At 59.8% G+C, this 25,244-nt stretch carries 25 protein-coding genes and 1 tRNA gene; 8 read left to right on the top strand and 18 right to left on the bottom strand.

Annotated elements, in window-relative coordinates; genetic code table 11:
• Positions 1-263: 263 nt before the first annotated feature.
• Entirely contained in the window at positions 264-755 is a 492-nt protein-coding gene (locus tag CKW14_RS28205) for a hypothetical protein (protein ID WP_095126580.1), read from the bottom strand.
• A gap of 212 nt (positions 756-967) precedes the next feature.
• On the opposite strand from CKW14_RS28205, the gene CKW14_RS28200 reads away from it, so the two are divergent.
• A complete protein-coding gene (locus CKW14_RS28200) occupies positions 968-1,660 on the top strand; it encodes an aspartate/glutamate racemase family protein (protein WP_095126579.1) in 693 nt (230 codons plus the stop codon).
• A gap of 1 nt (position 1,661) precedes the next feature.
• On the opposite strand, the gene CKW14_RS28195 is transcribed toward CKW14_RS28200, so the two are convergent.
• The 14 genes from CKW14_RS28195 to CKW14_RS28130 form a co-directional block, all read right to left on the bottom strand.
• Entirely contained in the window at positions 1,662-2,180 is a 519-nt protein-coding gene (locus CKW14_RS28195; RefSeq protein ID WP_095126578.1) for a GNAT family N-acetyltransferase, read from the bottom strand.
• Positions 2,181-2,355: 175 nt separating this feature from the next.
• Positions 2,356-3,336, bottom strand: coding sequence for a LysR family transcriptional regulator (locus CKW14_RS28190; RefSeq protein ID WP_095126577.1), 981 nt, complete (start codon positions 3,334-3,336; stop codon positions 2,356-2,358).
• 186 nt (positions 3,337-3,522) lie between these two features.
• The gene (locus CKW14_RS28185) at positions 3,523-4,470 is read right to left on the bottom strand and encodes a peptidylprolyl isomerase (RefSeq protein WP_095050702.1); all 948 of its coding nucleotides are present in this window, start codon (positions 4,468-4,470) and stop codon (positions 3,523-3,525) included.
• A complete protein-coding gene (locus CKW14_RS28180; protein WP_095050701.1) occupies positions 4,467-4,937 on the bottom strand; it encodes a YbjN domain-containing protein in 471 nt (156 codons plus the stop codon). Before CKW14_RS28180 ends, CKW14_RS28185 begins: the two co-directional genes overlap by 4 nt.
• Positions 4,938-4,954: 17 nt before the next feature.
• Positions 4,955-5,584: a DNA repair protein gene (locus CKW14_RS28175; protein ID WP_095126576.1), complete on the bottom strand. Its 630-nt coding sequence runs from the start codon at positions 5,582-5,584 to the stop codon at positions 4,955-4,957.
• Positions 5,585-5,601: 17 nt separating this feature from the next.
• Positions 5,602-7,305, bottom strand: coding sequence for a putative porin (locus tag CKW14_RS28170; RefSeq protein WP_095050699.1), 1,704 nt, complete (start codon positions 7,303-7,305; stop codon positions 5,602-5,604).
• Positions 7,306-7,344: 39 nt separating this feature from the next.
• The gene (locus CKW14_RS28165) at positions 7,345-8,049 is read right to left on the bottom strand and encodes an energy transducer TonB (protein WP_095126575.1); all 705 of its coding nucleotides are present in this window, start codon (positions 8,047-8,049) and stop codon (positions 7,345-7,347) included.
• Between the two features lie 3 nt (positions 8,050-8,052).
• Entirely contained in the window at positions 8,053-8,478 is a 426-nt protein-coding gene (locus CKW14_RS28160; RefSeq protein WP_003201710.1) for a biopolymer transporter ExbD, read from the bottom strand.
• Between the two features lie 11 nt (positions 8,479-8,489).
• On the bottom strand, positions 8,490-10,286 hold the full coding sequence (locus tag CKW14_RS28155; protein ID WP_095126574.1) for a DUF2341 domain-containing protein: 1,797 nt from the start codon (positions 10,284-10,286) through the stop codon (positions 8,490-8,492).
• 14 nt (positions 10,287-10,300) lie between these two features.
• Positions 10,301-11,899 carry a ShlB/FhaC/HecB family hemolysin secretion/activation protein gene (locus tag CKW14_RS28150; RefSeq protein WP_095126573.1) on the bottom strand — a complete coding sequence of 533 codons (1,599 nt, stop codon included), beginning with the start codon at positions 11,897-11,899 and terminating at the stop codon, positions 10,301-10,303.
• A 56-nt stretch (positions 11,900-11,955) separates the two neighbouring features.
• Complete coding sequence (locus CKW14_RS30615) at positions 11,956-12,567, bottom strand: transposase (RefSeq protein WP_080750810.1); 612 nt, start codon at positions 12,565-12,567, stop codon at positions 11,956-11,958.
• A 281-nt stretch (positions 12,568-12,848) separates the two neighbouring features.
• Positions 12,849-14,057 (bottom strand): DSD1 family PLP-dependent enzyme, encoded by a 1,209-nt coding sequence (locus CKW14_RS28140; protein WP_176471354.1) that lies wholly within the window; start codon positions 14,055-14,057, stop codon positions 12,849-12,851.
• Positions 14,058-14,131: 74 nt separating this feature from the next.
• Entirely contained in the window at positions 14,132-15,460 is a 1,329-nt protein-coding gene (locus tag CKW14_RS28135) for a D-arabinono-1,4-lactone oxidase (RefSeq protein WP_176471353.1), read from the bottom strand.
• Positions 15,461-15,536: 76 nt separating this feature from the next.
• Entirely contained in the window at positions 15,537-15,893 is a 357-nt protein-coding gene (locus CKW14_RS28130; protein ID WP_095126571.1) for a cytochrome c5 family protein, read from the bottom strand.
• 369 nt (positions 15,894-16,262) lie between these two features.
• On the opposite strand from CKW14_RS28130, the gene CKW14_RS28125 reads away from it, so the two are divergent.
• The 4 genes from CKW14_RS28125 (at position 16,263) to CKW14_RS28110 (ending at position 20,436) form a co-directional block, all read left to right on the top strand.
• Entirely contained in the window at positions 16,263-17,888 is a 1,626-nt protein-coding gene (locus CKW14_RS28125) for an NADP-dependent glyceraldehyde-3-phosphate dehydrogenase (RefSeq protein WP_095050692.1), read from the top strand.
• A gap of 130 nt (positions 17,889-18,018) precedes the next feature.
• Complete coding sequence (locus tag CKW14_RS28120) at positions 18,019-18,369, top strand: DUF3302 domain-containing protein (RefSeq protein ID WP_095050691.1); 351 nt, start codon at positions 18,019-18,021, stop codon at positions 18,367-18,369.
• Positions 18,370-18,374: 5 nt separating this feature from the next.
• Positions 18,375-19,334 carry an HlyD family secretion protein gene (locus CKW14_RS28115; RefSeq protein WP_095050690.1) on the top strand — a complete coding sequence of 320 codons (960 nt, stop codon included), beginning with the start codon at positions 18,375-18,377 and terminating at the stop codon, positions 19,332-19,334.
• A gap of 61 nt (positions 19,335-19,395) precedes the next feature.
• Complete coding sequence (locus CKW14_RS28110) at positions 19,396-20,436, top strand: FUSC family protein (RefSeq protein WP_176471352.1); 1,041 nt, start codon at positions 19,396-19,398, stop codon at positions 20,434-20,436.
• A gap of 3 nt (positions 20,437-20,439) precedes the next feature.
• On the opposite strand, the gene CKW14_RS28105 is transcribed toward CKW14_RS28110, so the two are convergent.
• Entirely contained in the window at positions 20,440-21,333 is an 894-nt protein-coding gene (locus tag CKW14_RS28105; protein ID WP_095126570.1) for a DMT family transporter, read from the bottom strand.
• A 136-nt stretch (positions 21,334-21,469) separates the two neighbouring features.
• Between CKW14_RS28105 and CKW14_RS28100 the strand changes: the two genes are divergently transcribed.
• Both CKW14_RS28100 and CKW14_RS28095 read left to right on the top strand, forming a co-directional pair.
• Positions 21,470-21,907: an Lrp/AsnC family transcriptional regulator gene (locus tag CKW14_RS28100; RefSeq protein ID WP_095126569.1), complete on the top strand. Its 438-nt coding sequence runs from the start codon at positions 21,470-21,472 to the stop codon at positions 21,905-21,907.
• Between the two features lie 57 nt (positions 21,908-21,964).
• Positions 21,965-22,282 carry a YceK/YidQ family lipoprotein gene (locus tag CKW14_RS28095; RefSeq protein ID WP_095126568.1) on the top strand — a complete coding sequence of 106 codons (318 nt, stop codon included), beginning with the start codon at positions 21,965-21,967 and terminating at the stop codon, positions 22,280-22,282.
• A gap of 42 nt (positions 22,283-22,324) precedes the next feature.
• On the opposite strand, the gene CKW14_RS28090 is transcribed toward CKW14_RS28095, so the two are convergent.
• Both CKW14_RS28090 and CKW14_RS28085 read right to left on the bottom strand, forming a co-directional pair.
• Positions 22,325-23,680: a hypothetical protein gene (locus CKW14_RS28090; RefSeq protein ID WP_095126567.1), complete on the bottom strand. Its 1,356-nt coding sequence runs from the start codon at positions 23,678-23,680 to the stop codon at positions 22,325-22,327.
• Between the two features lie 405 nt (positions 23,681-24,085).
• Complete coding sequence (locus tag CKW14_RS28085; protein ID WP_007915443.1) at positions 24,086-24,757, bottom strand: Bax inhibitor-1/YccA family protein; 672 nt, start codon at positions 24,755-24,757, stop codon at positions 24,086-24,088.
• A gap of 122 nt (positions 24,758-24,879) precedes the next feature.
• Between CKW14_RS28085 and CKW14_RS28080 the strand changes: the two genes are divergently transcribed.
• A tRNA-Ser gene (locus CKW14_RS28080) sits at positions 24,880-24,967 on the top strand.
• Positions 24,968-25,244: the final 277 nt, after the last annotated feature.

The following is a 25,244-nucleotide window of genomic DNA, read 5'->3' as shown; positions in this document are numbered from 1 at the left end:
CCATTATTACAATCGGATCAGGCTGCACAGTCACAATGGCTACCGAACTCCGGTGGACATGGAGGCCCTGGCGGCATGAAAAAGGGTAAAACCCTATAACCGTGTCCAGTATCGTTTGACCAGATCAGACCGAGTTGATTATTCGAGTTACGTCGGCCTGAAAAATCCAAGGTGAATGCAATCTCATAAACAACGAAGATCGGCTCCCTTTCCCCCTCACCCCCTTGGGGGAGAGGGCTGGGGTGAGGGGGTAGCTCTTGATCTTAACTACGATCGCGAGGAATCAGGCTCTGCAACTGCTGGGCGAGAAAGTTGGCGTCAAAGGCAAACGTATCCGGATCCTTCAAACCATTGGTCTTGCGCCACTGCCACGTGCAGTCCGGCAATCCCACCAGCGAAATGCTGCCATAACGCGCCGCCGTCAGCCCCATCACCGCAAGCGAAATCTGCCCGCCACTGCCCATCACATCCGGCACGAACTCCACCGGTTTGCCGGCAATCACAATGCTCAGTTTCTCAGTCTTGAAGGTCGAGGTTTCCACCGGTGTACTCGGCCCGAACGCGACATACGCCTCACGACTCACCTCCAGCAGATTCGGCGCCTGCACGGGTTCCAGCCATTGCTGAATCTCCCCGAACAGCGCGGTAATCCGCGTGGCCCAAGCAGCCGATTGCGTCTCGAACAGTTGCTTCTTGTGCGCTTCGCTTTCGGCGTAATGACGAAGCATCTCGCCCAGTTGCTGTACATCGTCCATAGCGGTGTTCCTCGGAAAGGACCTGCAAACGTCGATAGTGGCAGATACCAGCCCCGGCGTACGTTTAACCTGCACCCGCCCCGATAAAGCACCATGACACTTGCGTGAAAGATCAGCGGTACAGTCACTTGCTGCTGGCATCGAAGTGTGAAGAAAAGGAAACTCCGGGCAGAGCTGAACGCTCGACACTGTCATTTGCCTGAGGACATCCAATGCGCACCATCGGCCTGATCGGCGGCATGAGCTGGGAATCCAGCGCCGAATACTATCGACTCATCAATCAGCAAGTCCGTGATCGTCTCGGGCCCCTGCGCTCGGCGCAATTGCTGATGTACAGCGTCGACTTCGGCCCGGTCGAACAGGCACAGCACGCTGGACGCTGGGACGATGCGGCGGCAATTCTGGTGGACGCCGCGCGCAGGCTTGAAGTCGGCGGCGCCGAATGCGTCGTGCTGTGTACCAACACCATGCACAAAGTCGCCGAACAGATTCAGGCGGCGATCAGCATTCCGTTTCTGCACATTGCCGAACCGGCCGCACAGGCGGCTCTGAACATAGATGCACGCACGGTCGGATTGCTCGGCACCGCATTCACCATGGAACAGGATTTCCTCAAGCAACGCCTGGTCGCCAAGGGTTTGACCGTGTTAGTGCCGGACGAAACAGAGCGCAAGGATGTGCACCGGATCATCTACGACGAACTCTGCGTCGGTGTGATCAGCGATCAGTCGCGGCAGATCTACCAGCGGGTGATCGAATCCCTCACCGCGCGCGGCGCGCAGGCGATCATTCTCGGTTGCACGGAAATTGGCATGTTGATCAAACCCGAACACAGCGCCCTGCCCCTGCTCGACACCACCGAACTGCATGCACAGTCGGCGGTGGCATTCGCATTGGGCGACTGAGTCAGGTTTTCGGGCGACCGCGCAGACGGGCCATGCTCAGGGTGTCGACCCATTGCCCGTCGCGCACCGCGTAATCGCGGAACAGACCTTCGTCCTCGAAACCGAACTTGCGGTAGAGGCCGATGGCCGCTTCGTTGTCGGCATAGACCGTGAGTTCGACACGGTGCAGATTCATCCAGTTGTCGGCAACCTCCAGCGCCGCCGCCAACAGCGTCGAGCCCACGCCTTTGCCCTGCCACGCCACCGCAACGCCCATACCGAAACTGCCAGCGTGCGCCCGACGCATCCGCGAATACGCCTCCAGCCCGAGGTTGCCGATCACCACGCCCTGATGCAGCGCAACCAGCTTCACCGCCCGTTCGTTGTCCGCCAGCAGGCGCTGGCGCCAGACCTCAACGGACTGAAACGGCATCTGCAGCACCTGCCGCGCCACGGCCGGGTCGTTGTAGAGCGCAGTGATACCCTCGATGTGGGATTCGTTGAAGCGTTCGAGGTGGATGGCGGGGTCGTGGTCTGGCATGGCGGATCCTTCCTGGATCGATGAGTGGCCGTCCACTCTAAACCGCTGAACACCTCATCTGCCATAGGTAAACACTTGTAGGAGTGAGCCTGCTCGCGAAAGCGGTGTGTCAGTCAACATTGATCAATCTGACACACCGCTTTCGCGAGCAGGCTCACTCCTACAGAGGAATGCATCAGGGCTGGAACCATTCGTGACGTTCATTGAAGGTGTGGTGGATGAGGTCGGTTAGGGTCTGCACTTCTGCCACATTCTGCGAATCGGCATTGACCGCCAGCCATGCCTGCAATTGCATCGGCTCTTTAAACAACCCCGGCAGCGCGATCAGGCCCCTATCAAACCGGCTCATGTACGCCGGCAACAACCCGATGCAAGCGCTGCAACGAATCATCTCCAGCATCAACTCATAAGACTGCATCTGCACCACCCCGGCCAACCGCTGTTCAACCAACTCATTCCACGGACGAAAACTGTCGATTTGCCGATCATGCTGCCATTGCACCAGCATGAAGTCGGCGAGGTCGTCGGGGGTGTCCGGGCGGGCGGTGACGCGGGAGTAGCGTTTGGCGATGTGTGGCAGGTAGTCGAGGCGTGCCAGCGCTTGCGGCTCGCTGGTGGCGAAGGTCGGTCCGGGGTGTGGGGTTTCGCCGTGGGCGAGCCAGAGAACGATGTCGGCGCTGACGGCACGCAGGGACAACTCGCTGTCCAGCGCGATGATTTCCAGGCGTACGCTGGCGTTGCGCCGCAGCAGCGCGATGAGGTCGCGGCCGAGGATGTCGTGGAGGATCGATTCGGCGACGGCGAGGCGGATCAATGGTTGCTCGATCACCGGCAGTTTGCGTTCGTTGGCCAGCGCTATGAGTTTGGCCTGTAGCTGTTGGCCTTCGCGAGTGAGGCTCAAGGCGCTGCCCTGAAAGCTGAACAGGGTGTGTTGCAGTTCTTGCTCAAGCTGGGCCAGTTGTTTGCGCAACAAGGTTGCGCGCACGTTGAGGCTGCGCGCGGCTTGCATGAAGCAACCGCAGCGGGCGCTGACGAGGAAGTATTGCGCGACTTCGCTGTCAATGGTCGCAGCATGTGCGAGCCACGGTTCGCTGTGGTCGTGCGGCCAGTGGTAATCGTGGTTGCCCTGTCGTCCTGCGGGTTCGGTGAATGACATCGATGACTCCCTGTCGATCTTTGTATTTTGCTGGCTTCCAGCACTTTTAACTATTTCTGAACCCAGTGGAGATCCTGTGGGAGCTGGCTTGCCAGCGATGAGGCCGGAAGATCCAACATCATGGGTGACTGATAAGCCGCCATCGCTGGCAAGCCAGCTCCCACAGGTCACTCAGTGAAGGTGAAATCAGTGTTTTTCCTCCAGGACTTTATTGAGCTCGGCGCCGTCGATGCTCAGCGTGGCGGTGTTGAGCATGCCGTCCAGATAGGCTTGGGCAATCTGTTCCTGGCGTTGCGCCCGCAAGGCCTGGGTCAGTTGATCGCGCAGTTCGTCGAGGGTCGCCAGACGCGCCGGTTGTTGCTCGGTGAGCTTGATCACGTGGAATCCGGCGGCGCTCTGGACGGGATCAGAAACCGCGCCAACCTTGAGCCGCGCCACTGCACCACGCACCTCCGGGACCAGTTGCGGCAACGGTTGCAGGCCCGTATCGCCGCCGCGTTCAGCGGTGACACGATCCTGTGAATACTGAGTGGCCAGTGCGGCAAATTCCGCCGGCGTTGCCTGAGCTTTCTTGCTCAATTCAAGCGCCTGCTTGCGCACCGACTCAAGATTCTGCGGATCATTCACCCCAAGGAAAATCTGACTGACCCGATACAACGCCGGCGTCTGCCAATTCGCCTTGCCTGAGTCATAAGCCTGCTGCAACTCAGCCGCACTCGGATAATCCGCCGGCACCTCACTGACCGAACGCAAGTAATCACGGAACACGATCTGCTCAGTCGCTGCCCGGGTCTGCCGCGCAACCTCGGGACGCTGCGCCCAACCCTGCGCATCAGCCTGCTCCAGCACCGCTTTCTCGGCCAGACGCGTGCGAATCCACCGTTCCAGCGCCTCACGATTACCGCGCAATTGTTCGCGGGTTTCCGGCGGAACTGTAGCCAGCAACGCCTGAAGTTCCGCAGGGGTTACCTGCTGATTACCCAACCGCGCCACCGCCGGCCCCGTTGCAACCGCCGTCACCGACGACGATTGCTGGGCGGCGACCGGGTCACTGCCCGGCCGCACCACCAGCGCCACGGCCACCACCAACAGCGCCACTGCAGCAGCGCTGATCACCATGGCAGGCTTTTTCACAGCGCGACTTCCTCTTGCTCGGCGACAGCCACTTTCGCGGTGGATGCTTGCGCAGCTTGGGTGAAATCACGCAGATAAACGATAAATTCCTGCAACAGGCGATCCCACAATTCCAGGTTGCCGCGCAGGTGATCGTTGCTCACGCCCGCTGCCACGACCACATCCATTTCCATCACCAGAAACTCGCCCTGCAACGACAAACGCGCAAAACGACGGCTCGCGTTCCACTGCTCGGCCACACCCTGTGGCAACTCACCCTGCACCCGCAGCGCACAGCTGAAAGTGAAATCGACGTAACTGCCCTGCTCCACCGCCGGATTGCCGAATCGCACGGCGTAACCAATGCCCTGACTGGCGCTGAGCAACTGAACAATACCGTTCTGCTCGGTTTCGTTGACGCGATAACCCGCAGCTTGCAGGACTTCGGTCAGAGATTTTGGCGATACGTGGCTGATCAATTGAGTCATTACTTCTTCCTTGTCTATCAGTGCGTGAGCGCGGCTTGCGGCGCGTCGAATTGAGTCTTGTAGAGGTCGTCGCCAAACCCCTGGGCCAGTTCATCGAACTTGACCCGGGCGCTGCCCGCGAAGGGCTGGCGGATCTTCATCACCTCGGCCACGTCGATGTTTTCGTAGGCAGTGAGGATCTGCTTGGCGACGCCGTACATCTGCTGATTCTTGACTGAACATTGCTGCACTTGTGTGTCACGTTCAGCCAATTGCGCTTGAAGCTTAGACCGTTCTGCTTCTTTGGCACGGGCCAGCACCAGCAACTCGTCATAGGCCTTTTTGAACTTGCCGGTCTGCTCGGCACTGGCCGCTACTTGTGCCTGCGCCTGGCTGTGCAGGCTCTGCTGCTGCCCGGCCAGTTGCTCGGCGACGCCTTTGGCCTTGGCCAGTTCGGCGCTCAATTGCTTGATTTGCGCCTGCGCAGCCTTGGCCTCGTTCTGCGCCGCCAGTTGCGCGGCGCTGGCCTGGGCCTGCTGACTTTGCAGGGCCTGCAACTGTTGCGTGGTGCTGCGCAATTGCGTGCGCAGGCGCTCTTCCATGCCTTCGGCATTCACCCCGGTGGCAATCAACAGCCCGAGCCCGAGCAACACAAATCGCGTTTTCATAACCCTCTCCCGGCGCCTTAGAAGCGCGTGTTGATCTCAAGCTGCAAGACGTCGATGTCGAACGGCGCGCCGTACACCGCTTCGGTACTCATCCAGCGACCGGTCGCGTAAACGTTCTTCGCCAGACCGTAGTTGCCGCCGATGAAATAACCCTTGGCGTTGGTGCCGCCGAGGTGGAACGACGAGTCGTTGAAGCCATCCGGCAAGGCATCCGGCTGGATGTACTTGTAGCCAGCGAACATGTTCCAGTCGCCCTGCTTTTTCAGGTCCAGCGCGCTGCCGAGGGTGAACTGCACCATCCACGCATTGGCGCCGCTTTCAATGTCGCCGTTGCTGTCGAGGTTGTTGACGATCTGCCCGGCCGAGCGCTTGCGCATGTCGCCTTCGTCGTAGGCGAGGTTGTGGATGTAGTTGCCCTGGCTGCGCAGTTTGAAATCTTCTGGCAGGTCAGCATCCCAGACCATGTTCAGATCAAGCAGGTTGAATTCCGAAGCGAGGCCAACAAACTGCGGCTGCGGCGTGGTGGTCGGGTTGAGCGGGTTCGGCGTGATGTCGCGCAGCAGGAACACGCTGTTGCCCTTCTGCATGAACGCTGCGCGGCTGCCATCGCTGTCGCAACCTGGCGCGCCGGCCCACGGTTCGCAAGGGCTGGAGCGCTGGCCTTGAATGTCGTCGAAGCGGTAGTACGCCAGTGCGCCTTTCAAGCGGTTGTTGCTGTTGATCGCCCACTTGGCGCCGATCTGCGCGCCGTACAGCCACTTGTTGTCGCTCTCTTCCTTGTCAAAGCCGTTGCTGCTGGCGGTGTCGTTGGTGTAGTCCACCGGGAACGCACCGACGGTGCCGAACACACCCCAATCGCGGTTGAGCTTGTGGTCGAAAATCGCTGCCACGCCGTCGAAATTCAAATCGTTGGAATAGAGCATGTCGGTGGACATGAACGGGTTGGCAAAGCGCCCGCCGGTAAGGGTCAATTCATCCGTAGGCTTCCAGTTGAGGTAGCCCTGATCGAGCCAGATGTCCTTCTTGGCGAAACCTCCGCCGAGGTTTTGCGTGGTCGACACCGGGTTGTTGTCCGAACCGGTGCCGATACGAATACCGGCGGTCCATTGCGGCGAGATCTCCGCTTTCATGCCCAGTCGCGCACGAATGCGGAATTGGTTGGTGCGGTCTTCGCGGGTGTTGAGCAGCGGCGGCAGATTGGTGCTGCTGTTCGGGTTAACGTCGTACGGGCCATTGTTGTTGAGCTTGGCGAAGTCGACGATCTCGTTGCTGTTGCTGTCCGAGTAGTAGCGCGATTCGTTGCGCAAGCGAATGTCGCCGTCGAAACTGATGCGCGCAGCCCATTCCGGGAAGCTGTTGGGCGCGGCCCAGTTTTCCTGTTTGGCGGTGGCCATGACTTCGGCTTTGACCTGGTCGCGGATCTGGTCGCGCACCGCTGCCGGCACGTATTGCACTCGGACGTCGCCCGGCGCAGCGACCGGCCCGGCCGCGACTGCGGTGGATGCGGCGGCCTGTTTGGCCTGGGCCGCTTCGTTCTGCGCCTGAGCGATCAGCGCGTCGGCCTTGTCCTGTTTCAGAATGCCCTGCTCGACCAGCAAGCGGATCAGATTGATCGTGGCGTTCTCCGAGGGCGCAGGCGCAGGCGCTGCCACGGCCTGACCGACCAGGGTCGCAATGACCATGCCGACCGCCAGGGACAATCGATTCACGTTGGAAATCATCTGCACACAACTCCTTTTGGCAAAGCGTAAATAAGTGAATTAACCCGGACGCCGCCCTTGCAGGGACAGGCGCACAGGCAAAGTGATGGAGGCCGGTGGCCGTTCGCTCAGCGCCGGGGCACCGCGCAGCGCTACCAGCACCTGGGTATCGATTTCGGGATTGCCGCTGGACTTGATCAGCTCGACCCGGGTGATCTCGCCAACGCTGCTCAGCCAGACATCGGCCTGCAGCGAGAACGCGAGGTTGCGCAGCTCAGGGTTCTCACGGAGCAAACGCTGGAAGGTGAACGCCAGAAACTGGCTGTACGTCCCCGTGCCCAGACGCCCGCCGCCGGTCCCGGCCATGCCGCCGCCCTTGCCCGCGCCAATGTTGAAAGCGTCGTTACCGGACTGCGCATCGCCGTCCATTTGCATCGGATTGGCCAGATCGTCCGCCGGTGATGGCGGTGCTTCTTCCTCGGGCTTGACCTCTTCCGGTTCCGGCGTTGGCTCGGGCTCGACGACTTTTTCTTCGACCGGGGTTTCCGGCTCCGGCGGTTTTTCTGGCGGCGGTGGTGGCGGAGGTGGCAACGGAATGATCGTTGGCACCTTCGGCGCTTCGCGGCGGATGCCGCTCATGTCGTTGGCCCACTGCCACAGAAACCACGCAGCGAGCGCGCCGATCAGCAAGCCGGCGCCCCACTTCGCGTAACGCAGCGCTGGCTTTTTCACCGGCAGCGGCTCGATCGGGAGTTGTGCGGTCATGACTCAGCCCTGACTCGGTTTGCCGGTCACAAGACCGACCTGGGACAGTTCGAGCCGGCGCAACAGATCCAGCACTTCGATGACTTTCTGGTATTGCACCGTGGCGTCGCCGCGCACGATCACCGGGAAATCCGGGCTCTGCGCTTTCTCGATGCGCAGGCGCTCTTCCAGTTCGGCCAGCGTCACCGGGTAGGCGTCTAGGAACACCTGGCCGCCGTCGTTAACCGAGATCGCCTTGGTCTTGGCCTCGGACAGTGACACCGAAGCGCTGGCCTTGGGCAGGTTGATCTGGATCCCGGAGACCTGCGCGGTGGCGGTGAGGATGAACATCACCAGCACCACCATCAGCACGTCGACCAGGGGCGTGATGTTGATGCTGTCCACCGCGGCATCGTCATCATCGTCGTGGGAGGCATTTACAGAAGCCATGTCAGTGCTCCTCAGGCCGGTACGGAGTGGTTGGCGTGATGGCCGCGATGCGACGCTTCACTGAACTGGCTCTCGCCGTGCATCTCCGCCAGACGGGTGATGAACTCGTCGACGAACACGCGCATGTCGGCGCTGACTTCCTTGTTGCGGGTGATCAGGCGGTTGTAGCCAAACAACGCCGGGATCGCGACGAACAGGCCCATGGCGGTGGCGAGCAAAGCAGCAGCCATACCGGGAGCGATGGCGTTGATGTTGACGTCGCCGGCCATCGCCGTGCCGAGGAACACCACCATGATCCCCAGCACGGTGCCGAGCAGGCCGATGTACGGGCCGCCGGCGATGGCGTTGGACAGGGTCGAGAGTTTCGAACTCAGTTGCTGGTTTTCGCGGGTACGCACGCCGTCCATGGAGCAGCGAATGGCTTCGATGGTGGCCGCTGACACCGACGAGGTATCGGCGCCCTGCTCGCGACGGGTGCGGATCTCTTTCACCGCTACCAGATACAGACGCCACAGCGACGAATGCTGCAGACGTTGGGCGAGTTGCGCGTCGTCGGCGAACATCTCCAGACGCGTGCCGACTTTGGCGAACTGCACGCGGAAATCTTTGTTGGCGGCAGTGACACGGCTGAGGCTGCGGTTCTTGCGCAGCATGATGATCCACGACTGGAACATCATCAGCACCAGCACGGCGATGATCACCCAGGCGTCGATGGGCACGGCGTTGAGCAGGAAACCGAGGCTGCCGAAACCGAAACCGGACTGTTCTTCGTCGACACCGTAAGCCACCAGTTTCGACTCGGCACCTTGCGAGGTGGCGTCGGCCAGCAACAGCGCTGCCGGACGTGACACTTTCGACAGGCGCAATTCATCGATAGCGCCCACGAACGGCTGGAACGGGCCTTCGTGCACGTCAGCGCCGATGGCCATGACCGAATTGAAGGCCGGCATCGCCTGGGCAAGCGTGGCGGCTTCGCGACCATTGATGAACAGGGTCACTTTGGAGCCTTCAGCAGTCAGCGCAACGTGCTGCCATTGGCCCGGATTCAGCGCTTGCGTGGCGACGGCGCGTTGGCCATCGATCTCCACAAACGGCACGCCTTGGTTTGCTCCGATCAATAGACTGTTGGCGCCTTCGCGACGGGCGAGAATCAGTTGCTCGCCACTGGCCTGATCAAGTCGCAGCCAGGCACTGAAGGTGAATGCGCTACCAGCGTTGTGTTGCAGCGAAGGACTTGCCGGCAGCAGCAACGGCTGGCCGCTGAACTGCAAGGCGCGCCCTACTACACCGTCAATCGCCGCGCCGGTCGCGCTTTGTGCGGTATTGCCGTAGGCCGTGGTGTCTTTGGCCGGGGTGCCGGTGGCGCCGTCGAAGTGATACAGCGCGGTGTAATTCGGGTCAAAGGTCAGCTGGCCGTTGCCGGTCGCCGGGGCCTTCTGATTGCCGTAGTACATCCAGATGTCCTGGCGCTGACCGCCCTCGACATTCGGTACATCGACCCAGATCAGCGCCATGCCCATCAGCGCATCAAAACTTTCGACCTGGTGGTTGAGCACGGTTTTGTCATCGGCGGCGACAAAGCGCAGGTCCGCGCCGTCCTCTTTCACCCCATCGAAGGTGAAGTTGCCGGTGTGCAGGCGCACCAGCAGCGCAGTGCGGCCAAGAGCCTGATTGATCGCCGCACCTTGCGGCGTGGTGTCGACGGCGATCTGTTTGCGGTAGTGCCAGTCGTCCTGCCACCAGGCCTGAGCCGTGGCCGGGAGCACGAAGCCCAGGCAGATCAACAACGAAAGGAAGAGGCGCTGCATGAACGTGCTCCTTGTCAGAAAGTGGCTTGAAGGTTGAAGTGCAGGCGCGATTCCTGCTTCGAGGTGTTCGGCCCTTCGAGTAACGGATAGCCCCAGTCGAGGCTGCCGGACAGCCATTTGCTCAGACTGGCGCGAGTGCCGAGGCCGACGCTGGCCAGGGCGTAATTGGCGTCCTGATCCGGCAGTTCGTCGCGCAGGTAAAGTTGTGCGCCTTCGGCAAAGGCATAGAAGCGCCAGTCCTGCATCCACGTGCCGGCGTACTTGGCCAGCGATGGCGTGCGCAGTTCTTGGCTGAGCAGTAAGCCGTCATCGCCGGTACGCTCGGCGGCCAGATAGCCGCGCACCGAAGTCGCGCCGCCGGCGGAGAATTGTTCATTGGAAACCAGTGGCCCGGACGCCAACTGGAAAGCGGCTTTGCTCGCGCTCTGCCAGTCGCTGTCGAAGGTCCAGGTGTAATTGGTGTCGCCCTTGAGCACGGCGAAACTCGGTTTGGCGCGGTAGCGTTTGTAGTCGAAGTCTTCGTCGGAACTGCCGTAGCCGAAAATGCTACGAGTGGCGGCTACCAGGCTCAGACCGAGGCCGAGCTGGCTCTTCTCGGTGTAGCGATAGCCGTTGTAGGCGAAGGTGAACGGCGCATATTGCAACGGGACTTTGTCGCTCTCACCGGACAGGGTCAGGCGTTCGTCGAAGTCCTTGAAGTCGATGCCGGCCGACAGCGAGTTCGACCAGTTGCCGCTGGAGGGCAGCGTATAAATCGCCGAGACGCCATAGGAATGGCCCTTGCCGAGCACGTTGCTGCCACCGATGGTGGCGACGTTGCTGTCGGACTGGTAACCGGAGAACTGCACGCTCCAGCGATCCGTCAGCGGCGCGGTATACGAACCCGACCAGACCTTGGCGTTGTCGGTTTCCTGCGGCGCGGTAAAGTAAGTCAGGTTGATGCTGTGGCCGAGTTGCCAGAGGTTGTTGTAACCGAGGCTAGTGACCGTGCGCAGCTTCTCGGTGTCGGCGCTGTAATCGTTGTTGAGGCCAACACTAGCGGTCCAAGGGTTCTGGTCTTCGACCTGCAAATCGACGTCCATGGTGCCGGGGCGCTGACCTTCGCGCACCAGCGGCATCACTTGCCGGCCCGGGGTTTTGTTCAACTGCGCCAGTTCGCCCTGGACCTTGGCGAAGTCCGGTACCTCGCCCTCCTTCAACCCCGGCACGTAGTCGCGGATATCCAGCGGCGAATAGTGTTTGGCGCCGACCACACGTACCCGGCCGACCTTGGTTTCGCTGACTTGCAGGTAGACGATGCCGTCGGCCACGGCTTGTTCCGGCAGCTCGACGAACACTGACTGATAACCACGTTCCTGATAAGCCTTTTGCAACGCGTCCCGAGCACCTTCGATATCCGTGAGGGCTTTTTGCGGGCCGAGAAACGGGTACACCGCTTCTTCAATCGCCCGCGCATCGAGCACTGTGTTGCCGCGTACGAAGTATTCGTTGACGTCGACCAGACGCTGGGCCGATGCGTTGTTGGCGGCCTCTTCGGCCAATGCCGGCTGCGCGCCCGCCGTCACCAGCAGCCAGCCCCACAGCGCCAGCCGTGACTTGAAAATCGGTTCCACACTACCCCCTGAATTCGCGATGACCTGTTGGCGTTTCGAACGCCGCGTGTATGGCGTCAATTGCTGGCTGTCGAGGCGCAGGCGTGTTTGCCCAGCCACGTGTGCAAAAGCGCGAAGTTCAACGAGAACTCGGGCATTTGCAGCAACGCGCCGCAGAACACTTCGCCGATGATTTTTTGAATGAGCAGCACCGCGCGCGGCTCGTTGAGCAACGTGGCGATGTCGCGACTGAGGGCGTTGAAGCTCCAGACTTTCTGGTTCAGGCCCAGGCCAACGAACCAGCGGAACAACAGGTTGTAATTGAGCTGTTCATACAGTTGCTGCTCGCTGGGCACCGAATACAGCAGTTGCAGAAGCAGAATGTGCATGACCGTTTGCGCGGGGATCAGCATGCCCGGCTCGGCATTGAGGTCGTGCAGGAGGTCGCGGTGGGCGTCGAGCAAGTCGTCGATCTGCGGGCGCAGCAATACCAGCGAATGGCCCGGCGGAATGTAGCTCGACACCTCTTTCAAGGCGCCCTGCCAGTCATCCTGCGAGACAATCCAGACCCACGGCGCGCCGTAGCGATACACCGAAACCGGCTTCTTGCGCGCGGCTTCGACGATCTTCGACAGGCGTTGATCGAGTTCCTGCATGCCCACTTTCGAGTAGCGTTCCATAGTCCCCATTGCCTCACTCCCGGCGTCCCGCCTCGGCTTGTGAAAAGCGCCCCGTTGGGCCCCTCAAGCGCGTTACATAGGCATGACCGGACTGGCGATGTGCTACCGAACTTTTGTCATAAAAGCTTCATTACAGAATTTGGCAATGAGATGGGACATACATCGAGAACCCTGTGGGAGCTGGCTTGCCAGCGATAGCGGTCTGTCAGCGAAGTAAAGGGTTGCTGACATGACGCCATCGCTGGCAAGCCAGCTCCCACAGGGTTTTGCAGTGTTTGGGTGATTTGGGGTCAGGTGTAGACCGGCCAGGTGTCGACGATTTTGCCGCCGCGCACGGCGAGCAGGTCGCCGAATTGCAGCAGAACGGCCTCGGTCTGGGTCGGGCGCAGGAAGACTTGATCTTCGATGGTCAGCCCCACGGCGTTGGAGCCATTGACCATCTCTTGATTTGAGCTGCGTCCGTAGACGCTGTTGCTCTGTAAACCCTGGGGCGATTCGAACTCGGCCATCCAGTTACCGCCGTAGATGAAATAGGTCTGGCGCTGATTCTGATCCCACCACGACAACAGCTTCGACTTGTCATCCAGTGCCGGAATATTCACCGCGCCTGTGCTTTTCAAGACTGGCGTGGCGATGTAAGTCGCGGGCACATGCTCGGTCAGCGACGGCAAATCATAGTGCGTCGGTTTGAGCATCGCCGTGCCCACGGAAACCTCGGTACTCAGTTTCTCGTTTTCGTGAATGCGATAACTCGGGCTGCCGGCGGTATTCAGGCACAAACCGTCGTGCCACAACGCCGGGAACTGCTGCCGGGTGAAATCGACGCAACGCTGATAAATCACCATGACCTTGGCGAACAATTCCTCCGGTGAGCCGAGTATTCCCGGTACACCCATGCCCACAAACGGGTCATAGCCCATGAACCCGACGAATTCCAGATGCTGCGGGTTGGCGCTGATCAGCGTGAGCATCTGCCCAAGGACATTCACATCACTGACCCCGCCACGATGCAGGCCGACATCCAGCTCGATGTTGATGCGCATCCGTGTGCCCAAACCCTGCGCCAGCGCGAGGTATTGCTGCAATCGCTCTGGCCCGTCGAGCAGCCATTGCAATTGCTTCGCCGGATCGAAAGAGCCTTTGTGGGATTGATAAAACAGCTCGGCCGAGCGTACCGGCAATGGCTTGCCGAGCAAAATGTCGGACTGCGGAAACACCTGTGCATCGTGATTGAGGAACGGCTGATGGAACGACATCAGCTTTTGTGTTCCGGCCCGTTGCCCGATGTAGCTCAACAGTCCCGGTGACGGCAGCGACTTTTCCACCAGCCGCAGGTGTTTGCCGCCGCGTTTGATCGACTGCATCACCACATCAATGTTGTGATCGAGGCGATCCAGATCGATCAGCAGCACCGGGCGCATAGGCCCCTTTTCCTTCAATTCCTTGTTCAGCGCCCGGAAGTATTCGCTGTACGGCGCTCCGCGATCGCCCGGCCGCAGCCACGCGCCAACGCCGACCAACAAAGCACCGCCACCCAACGTGCCGAGCAGAAAATTGCGCCGATTGACCGCCATCAGCTCACCCCCAATATCGACGCCAGATGCGCATTGAGAAACCGTCCACTCGGATCCAGCGCCTGACGCACGTCGACAAATTCACGCCAGCGCGGATACAGCGGTTGCAGGTTCTTCGCGTTGAGCGAGTGCAACTTGCCCCAATGCGGCCGGCCGTTGTACTTCCAGAAGATCGGCTCGACCGCCGCGAAGAAGTTGTGATGATCCATCTGATAATGCTGGTGTACCGAGATCGAACAGCTGTCGCGGCCCTCGAACATACTCAGCGGAATGTCGTCAGCCTTGACGTAGCGGTACTCGATGGGAAACCAAGTGCGCAGGTCCTTATCCTGAATCAGCTTGAGGATTTCGCGCAGGCAGGCCGGTCCGTGTTCGGCAGGCACTGAATACTCCATTTCGTTGAACCGCACTGTGCGCACATTGGCGTAGATGTCGAAGGAGTCGCCGACGCGGTCATCGAAACTGGCCAGATGGCGCAGGCTGTTGAGCAGCGTGCGGCGCAGGTCGGGAAAGTCGCTGCCGTATTTGTCGATCTTCTCGATCAGGGTGACGAACTCGTTGCCGCCCTCTTCTTCCGGGCTGATCGGCGGCGTCGCCGGGTCGTCGGTTTCGTTGAGGGCGATGGACAAGGCGTAGTCGGAATGCGTGACGACGAGCATTTCCCAGTGCTGGTTTTCACGGGTGTTCTTGTCGAGGTCTTCGAGCAGTTCCTCGGTCTTGGCGATCCACTGGCGTTCGCGTAGGCGGTATGCCTGGCGGTTTTGCAGACGGATTTTAGTGGCGACACCGAGCGCACCGAGGGAGACGCGGGCGGCGTTGAATACTTCGGGGTGGCGTTGGCTATCGCAGTCGAGCACCTCGCCATTGGCCGTGACCAATTGCAGTCCGCAGACGTGGGCCGAGTAGGATTGGAAGTTTTTCCCTGTGCCGTGGGTCGAGGTGGCAATGGCCCCGGCCAGGGTCTGGTAATCGATATCGGCCATGTTCTGCAGGGCCTGGCCGATGTCTTTCAGTGGCTGGCCCATGCGCGACATGGGCGTGCCGGCGGCGAATTCGGCTTGCAGGGTTTTCGCATCGTGATCGAGCAGACCGCTGAAATAGCTCAGCGACAACAGCGTGCCGTCGGTGGGCACCAGCGCGCTGAAGGAATGCGCCGAGCCGACCGGGCGAATCTTGCCCTGTGCTTGTTTGATGACGGCTGTCAGTTCATCGAGATTCTTCGGCGCCAGTCGCGCCGCCGGCAAGCAACTCTGCCCGCCCGACCAGTTGCGCCAGGGAATCAAGCGTGGCGCGCGCAGCAATTGACCCAACGCCGGATGACTCGCCAACGCACTGAACGCGCCGACGATGCTTGCCCGTTGCAACAACTGACGCCGTGTCAGATCCATCGTCATGCCGGGCACCTTATTGTGGGAGCGGCTGGTCGGCCATGAAGCCGATCAGTTGCAGGAATTGTTCTTCCGAACATTCGACGCACTGGCCCATCGGCGGCATGCCGTTATAGCCGTTGATGGCGTGGTCGAGCAGCGTGTCGGTGCCTTGCTGGATGCGCGGTTCCCAGGCTTTGTGATCACCGGTGAGCGGTGCGTTGGCGGCGGGATTGGCGTGGCAGAGCTGGCAGCTGTTGGCGTAGATCTGCGCCAGTGCCGGGTCGTTGGGCATGGCGTTGTTGGGGATGGTGACCGGGGGTTTGGGGTCTTCGCCGCAGCCAGACAACGCCATGGCCAACGCCAGCAGCAGAGTGAGTCGGATTGACCGCATAGAAGTCTCGCTTGTTGTTATGCCCACACCTTAAGGCAGCGGCTGCAGCGGGTTGAGGGCATTGCAGGACAGTGAGGGGGGCAAACGGGGCCAGCCAGGACTCGCCTCGGGATCGGCTATAGACACAAAACCCTGTGGGAGCTGGCTTGCCAGCGATAGCGGTGTGTCAGGCAATGAAGATGTTGAAAGTACCGGCCACATCGCTGGCAAGCCAGCTCCCACAGAGTTCGCGGTGTTGCCAGCCCGCTCTGTTTTGCGCCTTTGCGTGACATTCGGGTGACATTTGCGGGTTTAAATTCCGGCGCATTCAGGCGTATAACCTGTGAAGGCTTTTTGATCTGCATACGGACATCAACACGGGGTAGCGACATGACCACAGCAAACATCCTTGGCAACCTGTTCCCTTCTGTCAGCGACATCCCGGAAAAATACCGCCTCGACGCTCAGGTCGAGCAACGCGAATACCTGGTCGACGGCCAGTTGCGCCGCTGGGACGGCCCGCTCGCCACGGTGCGCAGTCCGGTTTATCTCAAGGGCGATAACGGCGACGAACAAGTCATCCTCGGCAGCACGCCGCTGCTGGACGCCGACACCGCGCTCACCGCCCTCGACGCTGCCGTGCGCGCCTACGACCGGGGCCAGGGCCTGTGGCCGACCATGCGCGTGGCCGAACGCATCCAGCACGTCGAAGCCTTCCTCGGCCGCATGCGTCAGCAACGTGACGCAGTGGTGAAGCTGCTGATGTGGGAAATCGGCAAGAACCTCAAGGACTCGGAAAAAGAGTTCGACCGCACCTGCGACTACATCGTCGACACCATCAATGCGCTCAAGGAACTCGACCGCCGCTCCAGCCGTTTCGAGCTGGAACAGGACACCCTAGGGCAGATTCGCCGCGTGCCGCTCGGCGTCGCCCTGTGCATGGGCCCTTACAACTATCCGCTGAACGAAACCTTCACCACGCTGATCCCGGCGCTGATCATGGGCAACACCGTGGTGTTCAAACCGGCCAAGCTCGGCGTGTTGCTGATCCGCCCGTTGCTCGAAGCCTTCCGCGACAGCTTTCCCACCGGCGTCATCAACGTGATTTACGGCAGTGGCCGCGAAACCGTCAGCGCGCTGATGGCCAGCGGCAAGATCGACATCTTCGCCTTCATCGGCACCAACAAAGCCGCCAGCGACCTGAAAAAACTCCACCCAAAACCACACCGTTTGCGCGCCGCGCTGGGTCTGGATGCGAAGAACCCGGGCATCGTCCTGCCGGAAGTCGATCTCGACAACGCCGTCAGCGAAGCGGTCACCGGTTCACTGTCGTTCAACGGTCAGCGCTGCACCGCGCTGAAAATCCTCTTCGTGCACGAGGATGTGGTCGATAGCTTCATCGAAAAATTCAACGCCAAACTGGCCACTCTGAAACCGGGCATGCCATGGGACAGCGGCGTGTCGCTGACGCCGCTGCCGGAGTCGGGCAAGGTCGATTATCTGCATGGTTTGGTGGCCGACGCACGCGCCAAGGGTGCCGAAGTGGTCAACCCCAACGGCGGCGAATCCCGCGAGTCGTTCTTCTACCCGGCAGTGCTGTATCCGGTGAATCCGCAGATGCGCGTCTATCAGGAAGAACAGTTCGGCCCGGTGGTGCCGATTGTGCCGTACCGCCATCTCGATACCGTGATCGACTACGTGCTGGAGTCGGACTTCGGCCAGCAGTTGAGCATCTTCGGCACCAACCCGGTGGCGGTCGGTCGTCTGGTTGACACCTTCGCCAACCAGGTCGGGCGGATCAACCTCAACGCGCAATGCCAGCGCGGGCCGGACACTTACCCGTTCAATGGCCGCAAGAATTCGGCGGAAGGTACGCTCTCGGTACACGATGCGTTGCGGGTGTTCTCGATCCGTACGCTGGTGGCGACCAAGTTCCAGGACAGCAACAAGGATCTGATCAGCGAGATCATTCGCGGGCGTGATTCGAGCTTCCTGACCACCGACTACATCTTTTGATCAACTGTCACGCGGATCGTGAATAAGCAAAAAGGCGACGGCAACCGCTTCTGATCCAAAGTCGCCAAGCGCCCGGTAAATCAGTGGCTACACTGATGCCAGCACTGTGCTGGATGCCGGGAGCTTGACCATGCTGGATTACTTTGCGCTAGGGGTTTTGGTGTTTGCCGGGCTCGTACTGTTTTACGGGATCATCGTGTTGCACGACATCCCCTATGAGATTGCCGTTCATCGTAACCACCCGCATCAGGATGCGATCCATGCCACTGGCTGGGTCAGTCTGTTCACGCTGCATGCGCTTTGGCCCTTCCTTTGGATCTGGGCGATGGCCTATCGAGAAGATCGCGGCTGGGGCTTCGGTGACGGTAAATCCGTGCAAAACCATGTCGTTCGCCTGGAGCAACAGGTGGTCGAACTGCAAGGACGCCTCGAACGACTCGAAGCGCTGAATGCCACTGCTCCCAACAACCGGGAGGGCTGAACACCATGGATCTGCTCCTTATCCTGACTTACGCCGCGATTTGCGTCGCAGTGTTCAAGATCTTCCGTATCCCGCTGAACAAATGGACGGTGCCCACCGCCGTACTGGGCGGCATCCTGATGATCGGCGCCTTGATTTTCACCATGAACTACAACCATCCCTACTCTGAGGTGGCGCGCACTTACTTCGTTTCCGTGCCGGTCATCCCCATCGTCAGCGGCCAGGTGATCGACGTGCCGGTGAAGGGTAACGAGCCGCTGGAAAAAGGCGACGTGCTGTTTCGCATCGACCCCACGCCGTTTGCCAACCGGGTGAAATCCCTCAAGGCGCAATTGATCGCAGCCAAAGGCGATCGCTACCGGATCACTGAACTGATCCGGCGCAACTTCGGCACCCAGCGTGAATTGGATGCGGCCATCTCCCGCACCGATGATCTGCAGGCGCAGCTGGACAACGCCCAGTTCGAGCTGGACAACACCACCGTCCGCGCACCGAGCAAAGGGTTCGTTACCCATGTCTCGTTACGGCCGGGGATGATGGCGAGCAAGTTGCCGCTGCGTCCATCGATGGTGTTCATTCCAGAAGAGGGCCAATACTTTGCCGCGTGGATGCGCCAGAACAGCCTGTTGCGCCTGACCGTCGGCGATGAAGCAGAAGTCGCGTTCGATGGCATTCCCGGCAAGGTTTTCGCCGGCCGGGTGAAAAACGTCATCGGGGTGATTGCCGAAGGTCAGGTACAACCTTCCGGCACCCTGATCGGCTACACCGGCTCGCCGCCGGCCGGGCGTGTGCCAGTGATCATCGAAATCACCGATCCGGCCTTCGCCCAGTACAGCAAGCTGATGCCGGGCGGTGCTTACGGGCAGGCCGCGTTGTACAGTCAGCACTTCCATCACATTGGCACGATGCGCAAAATCCTCCTGCGTATGGCAGCATGGATGAATTACATTTTTCCTTTCCATTGACCTGAAGTCCAATCACGAGAGGCCCGCACTGAGTACTTACAGCACCCATCGACTTCCGCCCTTGCTGCGCCGTGTCCTGCGTCCGTTGCTTGATCCTTATCGACGTTACCGGCACGCGCGGCTGATCCATGCGGTGCGCGTTGCCCTCGGCTTGCTGGCGACAATCCTGCTGACCACCGGCATCAATCTGCCCCACGGTGAATGGGCCTCGGTGACCATGCTGGTGGTGATCGGCGGTTTACAGCACCACGGCAACATCGGCAAAAAAGCCGCCGAACGCGCCACCGGCACCTTGATCGGCGCCGGTGTCGGTTTGTTGCTGGTGGCGCAGCAGGCGTGGCTCGGCATGCCGTGGCTGACGTATTTTGCGATGGCGGTGGTCTGCGGTTTCTTCTCTTACCACGCGATTGGCAAAGGGGGTTATACCGCCCTGCTCTCAGCGATTACCGTGTTCATTGTCGCCGGGCATGGCGACAATCCGATCACCGACGGCTTGTGGCGCGGCGTCGACATTCTGATCGGCATCGCCCTCGCCCTGGCCTTCTCTTTTGCCCTGCCGCTCTACGCGGTGTATTCGTGGCGCTACAACCTCGCCGATGCCCTGCGCGACTGCGCCACCGTGTATGGGCGAATCATCAGCGGCCAACCCGTCAGCGCCGATGAGCATTTGAAATTGATGGGGCGACTCGGCGCGGTGATGGTGCAATTACGCTCGCTGATGCCGTCGGTGTCCAAGGAAGTGAAGGTGTCCATGACCGAACTCGATGCGATCCAGCGCAACTTGCGCATGTGCATCAGCACGCTGGAGATCCTTGGCAACACGCGACCGGATGCCAACGACCCAGAAGCCATGGCGCATCTGCAATCAGCGCTGAAGGCCGAGCACCGGCAGATTCGCGTGCAACTGATCGGCATGGCCCGGGCGCTGAAAACCGGCGCTTCGCAACGCCTGGACAAGCCGCTGGAGTTGCCGGAAGCCAACCTCGATGCGCCGGTTTACAGCGCGCTGGATGGCTATCGTTTGTTGACCCGGCAACTGGCGGCGAACGTTGCCGAGATGCGCCAGCGCCTGGCAAAGAGTGCACCGCGCTGGAACATCTGAGGGTTACTGCGCAGCCAGCCGCCGGGACTTCAGGCCCCAGCCTTGTTGCATACCGGCGGCGGCCAACAGAATCGCGGCCACGCCGAGCCATTGCAGGATTTCCAGACGATGGCCGAACGCAAACCAATCGACGAAGATCGCCGCGATCGGGTAGATGAACGACAGTGCACCGGTTAATGCGGTCGGCAATTTCTGTATCGCGCCGTACAGCAGCACATACATCAGACCGGTGTGGACGATGCCCAATGTGACCAGGCTGGCCCAGGCACTCGGCTCATGCGGCAACGCGCTGAAATGCGCAAATGGCGCCAGCAACAGCCCCCCGGTGCAGACTTGAATCAGCGCAATCAGATGCGGTGGCGTGCCGGTCAGGCGCTTGATGATCAACGCGGCAATCGCATAGAGAAACGCCGCGCCCAAAGCCAGTGCAATGCCCAGCAGATAGTCGTTACCGCTGCCGCCCTGCGTGCCATGGGCACTGACAATCGCCAACATGCCCATGAACGAAATCGCCAGCCAGAACAGCTTTTGCAAGGTGATTTTCTCGCCAAGAAACAGCGCCGCCAAACCGACCAGCATGAACGGCTGCACGTTGTACACCGCCGTGCCGATGGCAATCGAAGCCCTTGAATAGGAGGCAAACAACAACACCCAGTTACCGACAATCGCCATCCCGCTGAGCACTGCAAGCAGGAAGGTGGTTCGAGTCAGAATGCCCGGGCGCAGGAAGCCGAATACCGCGCAGATCAACAACAAGGTGCCGGCGCCGAACACGCAGCGCCAGAACACCACGTCGAGCACCGGTTGCCCGGAGACCAGCACGAACCAGCCGATCGTCCCGGATATCAGCATGGCGGCGGTCATTTCGAATGAGCCGCGCCGCAGGGTCTTGTCCATCATCAATCTCCTCAACAATTGAACAAAGTATGCCAAGGCGTCCCGGCGGCGCTCCAGAGCAAAAAGCAGGCTAAACTCGTAATCTGCCTTTTTTATCGCGGGTGGTTTTCATCAATCGCCTAATACTGGAGTTTTTATGACTGATGACATTGATCAGATCCTCATCGGCGCATTGATGGAGGATTCGCGGCGTTCGCTCAAGGCGCTGGCGCAGATCAGCGGCTTGTCGTCGCCGAGTGTGGCCGAACGCTTGCGCCGGCTGGAGGAACGCGGCGTGCTCAGGGGCTACACCGTGGAGATCGATCCGAAGTGTTTCGGCTATCAGTTGCAGGCTATCGTCCGGGTTCGGCCGCTGCCGGGACAACTGCAGGAGGTGGAGCGGCAGATTCTGGCGATTCCCGAGTTCACCGAGTGCGACAAGGTCACCGGCGAGGACTGCTTCATCGCTCGCCTGCATGTGCGCTCGATGGAACAACTGGACACCCTGCTCGACCGCCTCAATACCCTTGCGGAAACCAATACTGCGATCGTCAAGAAGACGCCGGTCAAGCGCCGTTTGCCACCGATGGCCTAAGTGCTTTTTCAACACGTTTGACGTAGATTGAGGTTTTTCCGACGAAGGATTGGCGGTATGAAAGTTCAGGCAATGATGCTAAGCGCATTAGTGTTGAGTGGTTGCGGGACAGTGCAAACGGTCATGCGCGACGACCAGGTCGCCGTGGACGATTTGAGATCGAACAAATCCTATTGCGGGGCGGTGCCGAGAATCTACAGCGGCGTGATGTATGACTTCTGCAGTCTGCATGCGCCGATAGACGAGGGTAACAAATACAACGCCGCCCTGCCCGGCTGGGCGATTGATGCTGTGGCGTCCGGGGTGCTCGACACGTTGTTGTTGCCTTACACCATTTACAAACAGCAGACTGACGGCAGCATCGTGATCAACTGAAAAAGCCTGCGCACGCCGAAACGTGCGCAGGCTTTGCGCTTCTTACTCCAGCAGTTGCTGCAGGCTCGGGTCACGAATGACTTTCTGCAACGGCTGCGGCGTGGCGTTGTTGGTGGAATTGAGCATTTTCAGTTTCATGTCCGACGCTTTGCTGCACGCGTTCTTGCCGTCGGCGTAGATGCCGCTCATGTCGCATTTCCACTCGAAGTAATTCACCAGGCCGCCGGACAACTGCAGGCTGTAGTCAGTGCTTTGAGTGCCCGGCGTGAAAGCATGGCCGGCCGGAATGTTTTGGAACCACTTCATCCATTCAGGCGAACCCGGCTTCGGCGCATTGGCCTGGAACGTTGGATTCATGATCGCCACTTGCGGCGTTTCGGCGGTCGCATGGCAGCTCAGGCAGGAACTGTTGGGGTTGTCCACCGGGCCATTGAGGCGACCGTTCCAGCCCAGATGGGTGGGCGGCAACTCCTGGGTCTTGGCGTTGATCGCGGTCTGTTGCAACGCGGGGTTGATCTTGGTCTGCGTCGGTTGCGGGTTGGTGAAGTCGTTGCCGATTTCTTCCGGATCGTTACCCCACATGATCCCTACCGGGACGAGGTTGTCCCAGCCCGGCTTGCCGGTTTTCGCGCCGTTGTACTGAAAGGTGCCGAAGATCCAGCCAGTGGCGCTCATGCGCTTATCGCGCACGGCGATGTCCATCTGGATCAATGCGACATCTTTGACCTTGCGATTGGCCGACGTGAACGTTTCGGTGACGTAGCCCTTCCACAACACCGGGTTCACCAGGAACGGCACGGTGCTGCGATCGATATCGGCGAACAGGGCTTTGCAGACTACGGTGCCGTCGGGGAAGCTGTTGGGCGCCGATGTGTATTTCGGATCAGGGTTGTTCGGGTCTTTCCAGACCTCTCCGATGGTATACGCACCGATGTCGTTATAGATGCCCACCGCGTAAGTCTGGCCGGTGGCGGTCTGCGTGGCGGCGAGTTGCTTGACCTGGATCTGCGCCTCTTTGGTCAGGCCGTGAATCCCTTCGCGTCCCAGCGGGCCATAGTGCTGCCACGGCATGTGATACCACTGACGTTTTTTATTGTTCTGCACGTACCAATCAGCCTCGACGTTGCCATCAAGGCAATAGGTTTTGACTTCCTCCATGTACGCACGCCAAGTCTCAAAATTGTTATCTGGCTTGGTCGGTAGATTCTTGAAAAAACCGGGGAGCGGTACTTTCGGCGCTGTGGCCGGGTAATTCTGGCTCAACTCGAACAGTGGACCAGAGTATTGGCTGGAAGGTGGTTGATAGCCGAAGTCAGGATAGACGCCGGCGAGGGTTGACGCGCTGAACAGCGCGGTGGTGACGGCCAGTACAGCCAGTTTTCCTTGGGGCTGGTTCATCGATGATCTCCTTGATTGGGACAACGCCTGCAATGGCAGGGCCTCCATTATTTTTTTCTGGTATCAGGGCCCCGGTCGTTCGCCGGGATACGGTCACGGTGCATGGCATTTGGCGTGGTTCACCTCCCGGCTTTCACTGGACGAACGAATACAGTCGCTCTCGACCAAAAGGCCTGGCGATCAACAGCAAGGGAAGTGAATGCGAGGGACGCAGGAATTACACGAGGGGTGCTGGTTACCGACTCCTGTCGATCAGGCTACTGCTCTTCCTTGGTAATTAGGTGTAGGTGATTTCCAAAAAGACGCCACTATTTTCAGGTCATTTTGTAGGTAAAAGGCCACTACGCTTTTCGGCGAGCAACAAAAAACCCGCCGAAGCGGGTTTTTTGTTGAAACGACTAATGATCAGTCGTCGCGGCTCATGATGCCGAAGATCTGCAACAAGCTGATGAACAGGTTGTAGATCGATACATACAGGCTGATGGTCGCCATGATGTAGTTACGCTCGCCGCCGTGGATGATGGCGCTGGTCTGGAACAGGATGCACACCGACGAGAACAGCACGAAACCTGCGCTGATCGCCAGTTGCAGGCCGCTGACCTGGAAGAAGAAGCTCGCCAGCGTTGCACCCAGCAACACGAAGAAACCAGCGGTGATGAAACCACCGAGGAAGCTCATGTCCTTGCGGGTAATCAGCACGTAGGCCGACAGACCACCAAACACTAGCGCAGTCATCGCGAACGCCGAGCTGACCACTTCAGCGCCGCCCTGCATACCCAGGTAACGGTTGAGGATCGGGCCGAGCAGGAAACCCATGAAACCGGTCAACGCAAAAGCGGACACCAGGCCCCACGCGGAATCACGGAGTTTGTTGGTGAGGAAGAACAGCCCGTAGAAGCCGATCAGCACCACGAAAATGTTCGGGTAGCCAACACGCATCTGCTGGGCAACGAAAGCCATGACGCCGCTGAATGCGAGGGTCAGAGCCAGTAGGCCGTAAGTGTTGCGCAGGACGCGGCTAACCTCTAGCTGCTCAGCCTGCACGCTGTTATTAACTGCGTAATCCTGTTCGCGCATGGCGACACTCCTGTTGGTTTGAAACGTTCAGTCGCAAAGATCATAACAGACGCTCTGTAACAAGCCATGCAGAGAGTTTGACAGTGTGTTTCATTCAGGTATTATGGCGCCCGCAACGCAACGGAGGTGTGGCCGAGTGGTTTAAGGCAACGGTCTTGAAAACCGTCGACTGTAACAGGTCCATGAGTTCGAATCCCATCGCCTCCGCCATATTTGATACGACAAAGCCCTGATTATTCAGGGCTTTGTCGTTTCTGGGATTCGGGAATCTTGCTCCTCTTTTTGTGGATCGTTTCCACATTTTTCCGGTTATTGGCGCATCCCTGCCCTGGCGACACTACTACGCTTGGGCGAATCGAATCACTCGAAGCAGAGCGCGTTGATTGCATTGACTTTGGTCAACGGGCAGCTTTCGGGCAGAAGCAGGCGCTCATGTCAGTCAAGCCCCACAGGCATATGTCGACAGCAGCTCCTGGTTGCAACGCTA

Origin of the sequence: Pseudomonas sp. Irchel s3a12 (assembly GCF_900187485.1) — a bacterium.
Taxonomy (GTDB): Bacteria; Pseudomonadota; Gammaproteobacteria; order Pseudomonadales; family Pseudomonadaceae; genus Aquipseudomonas; species Aquipseudomonas neuropathica.
Note: the sequence above shows the minus strand (reverse complement) of the source record. Positions and strands in the feature narration are given on the sequence as shown.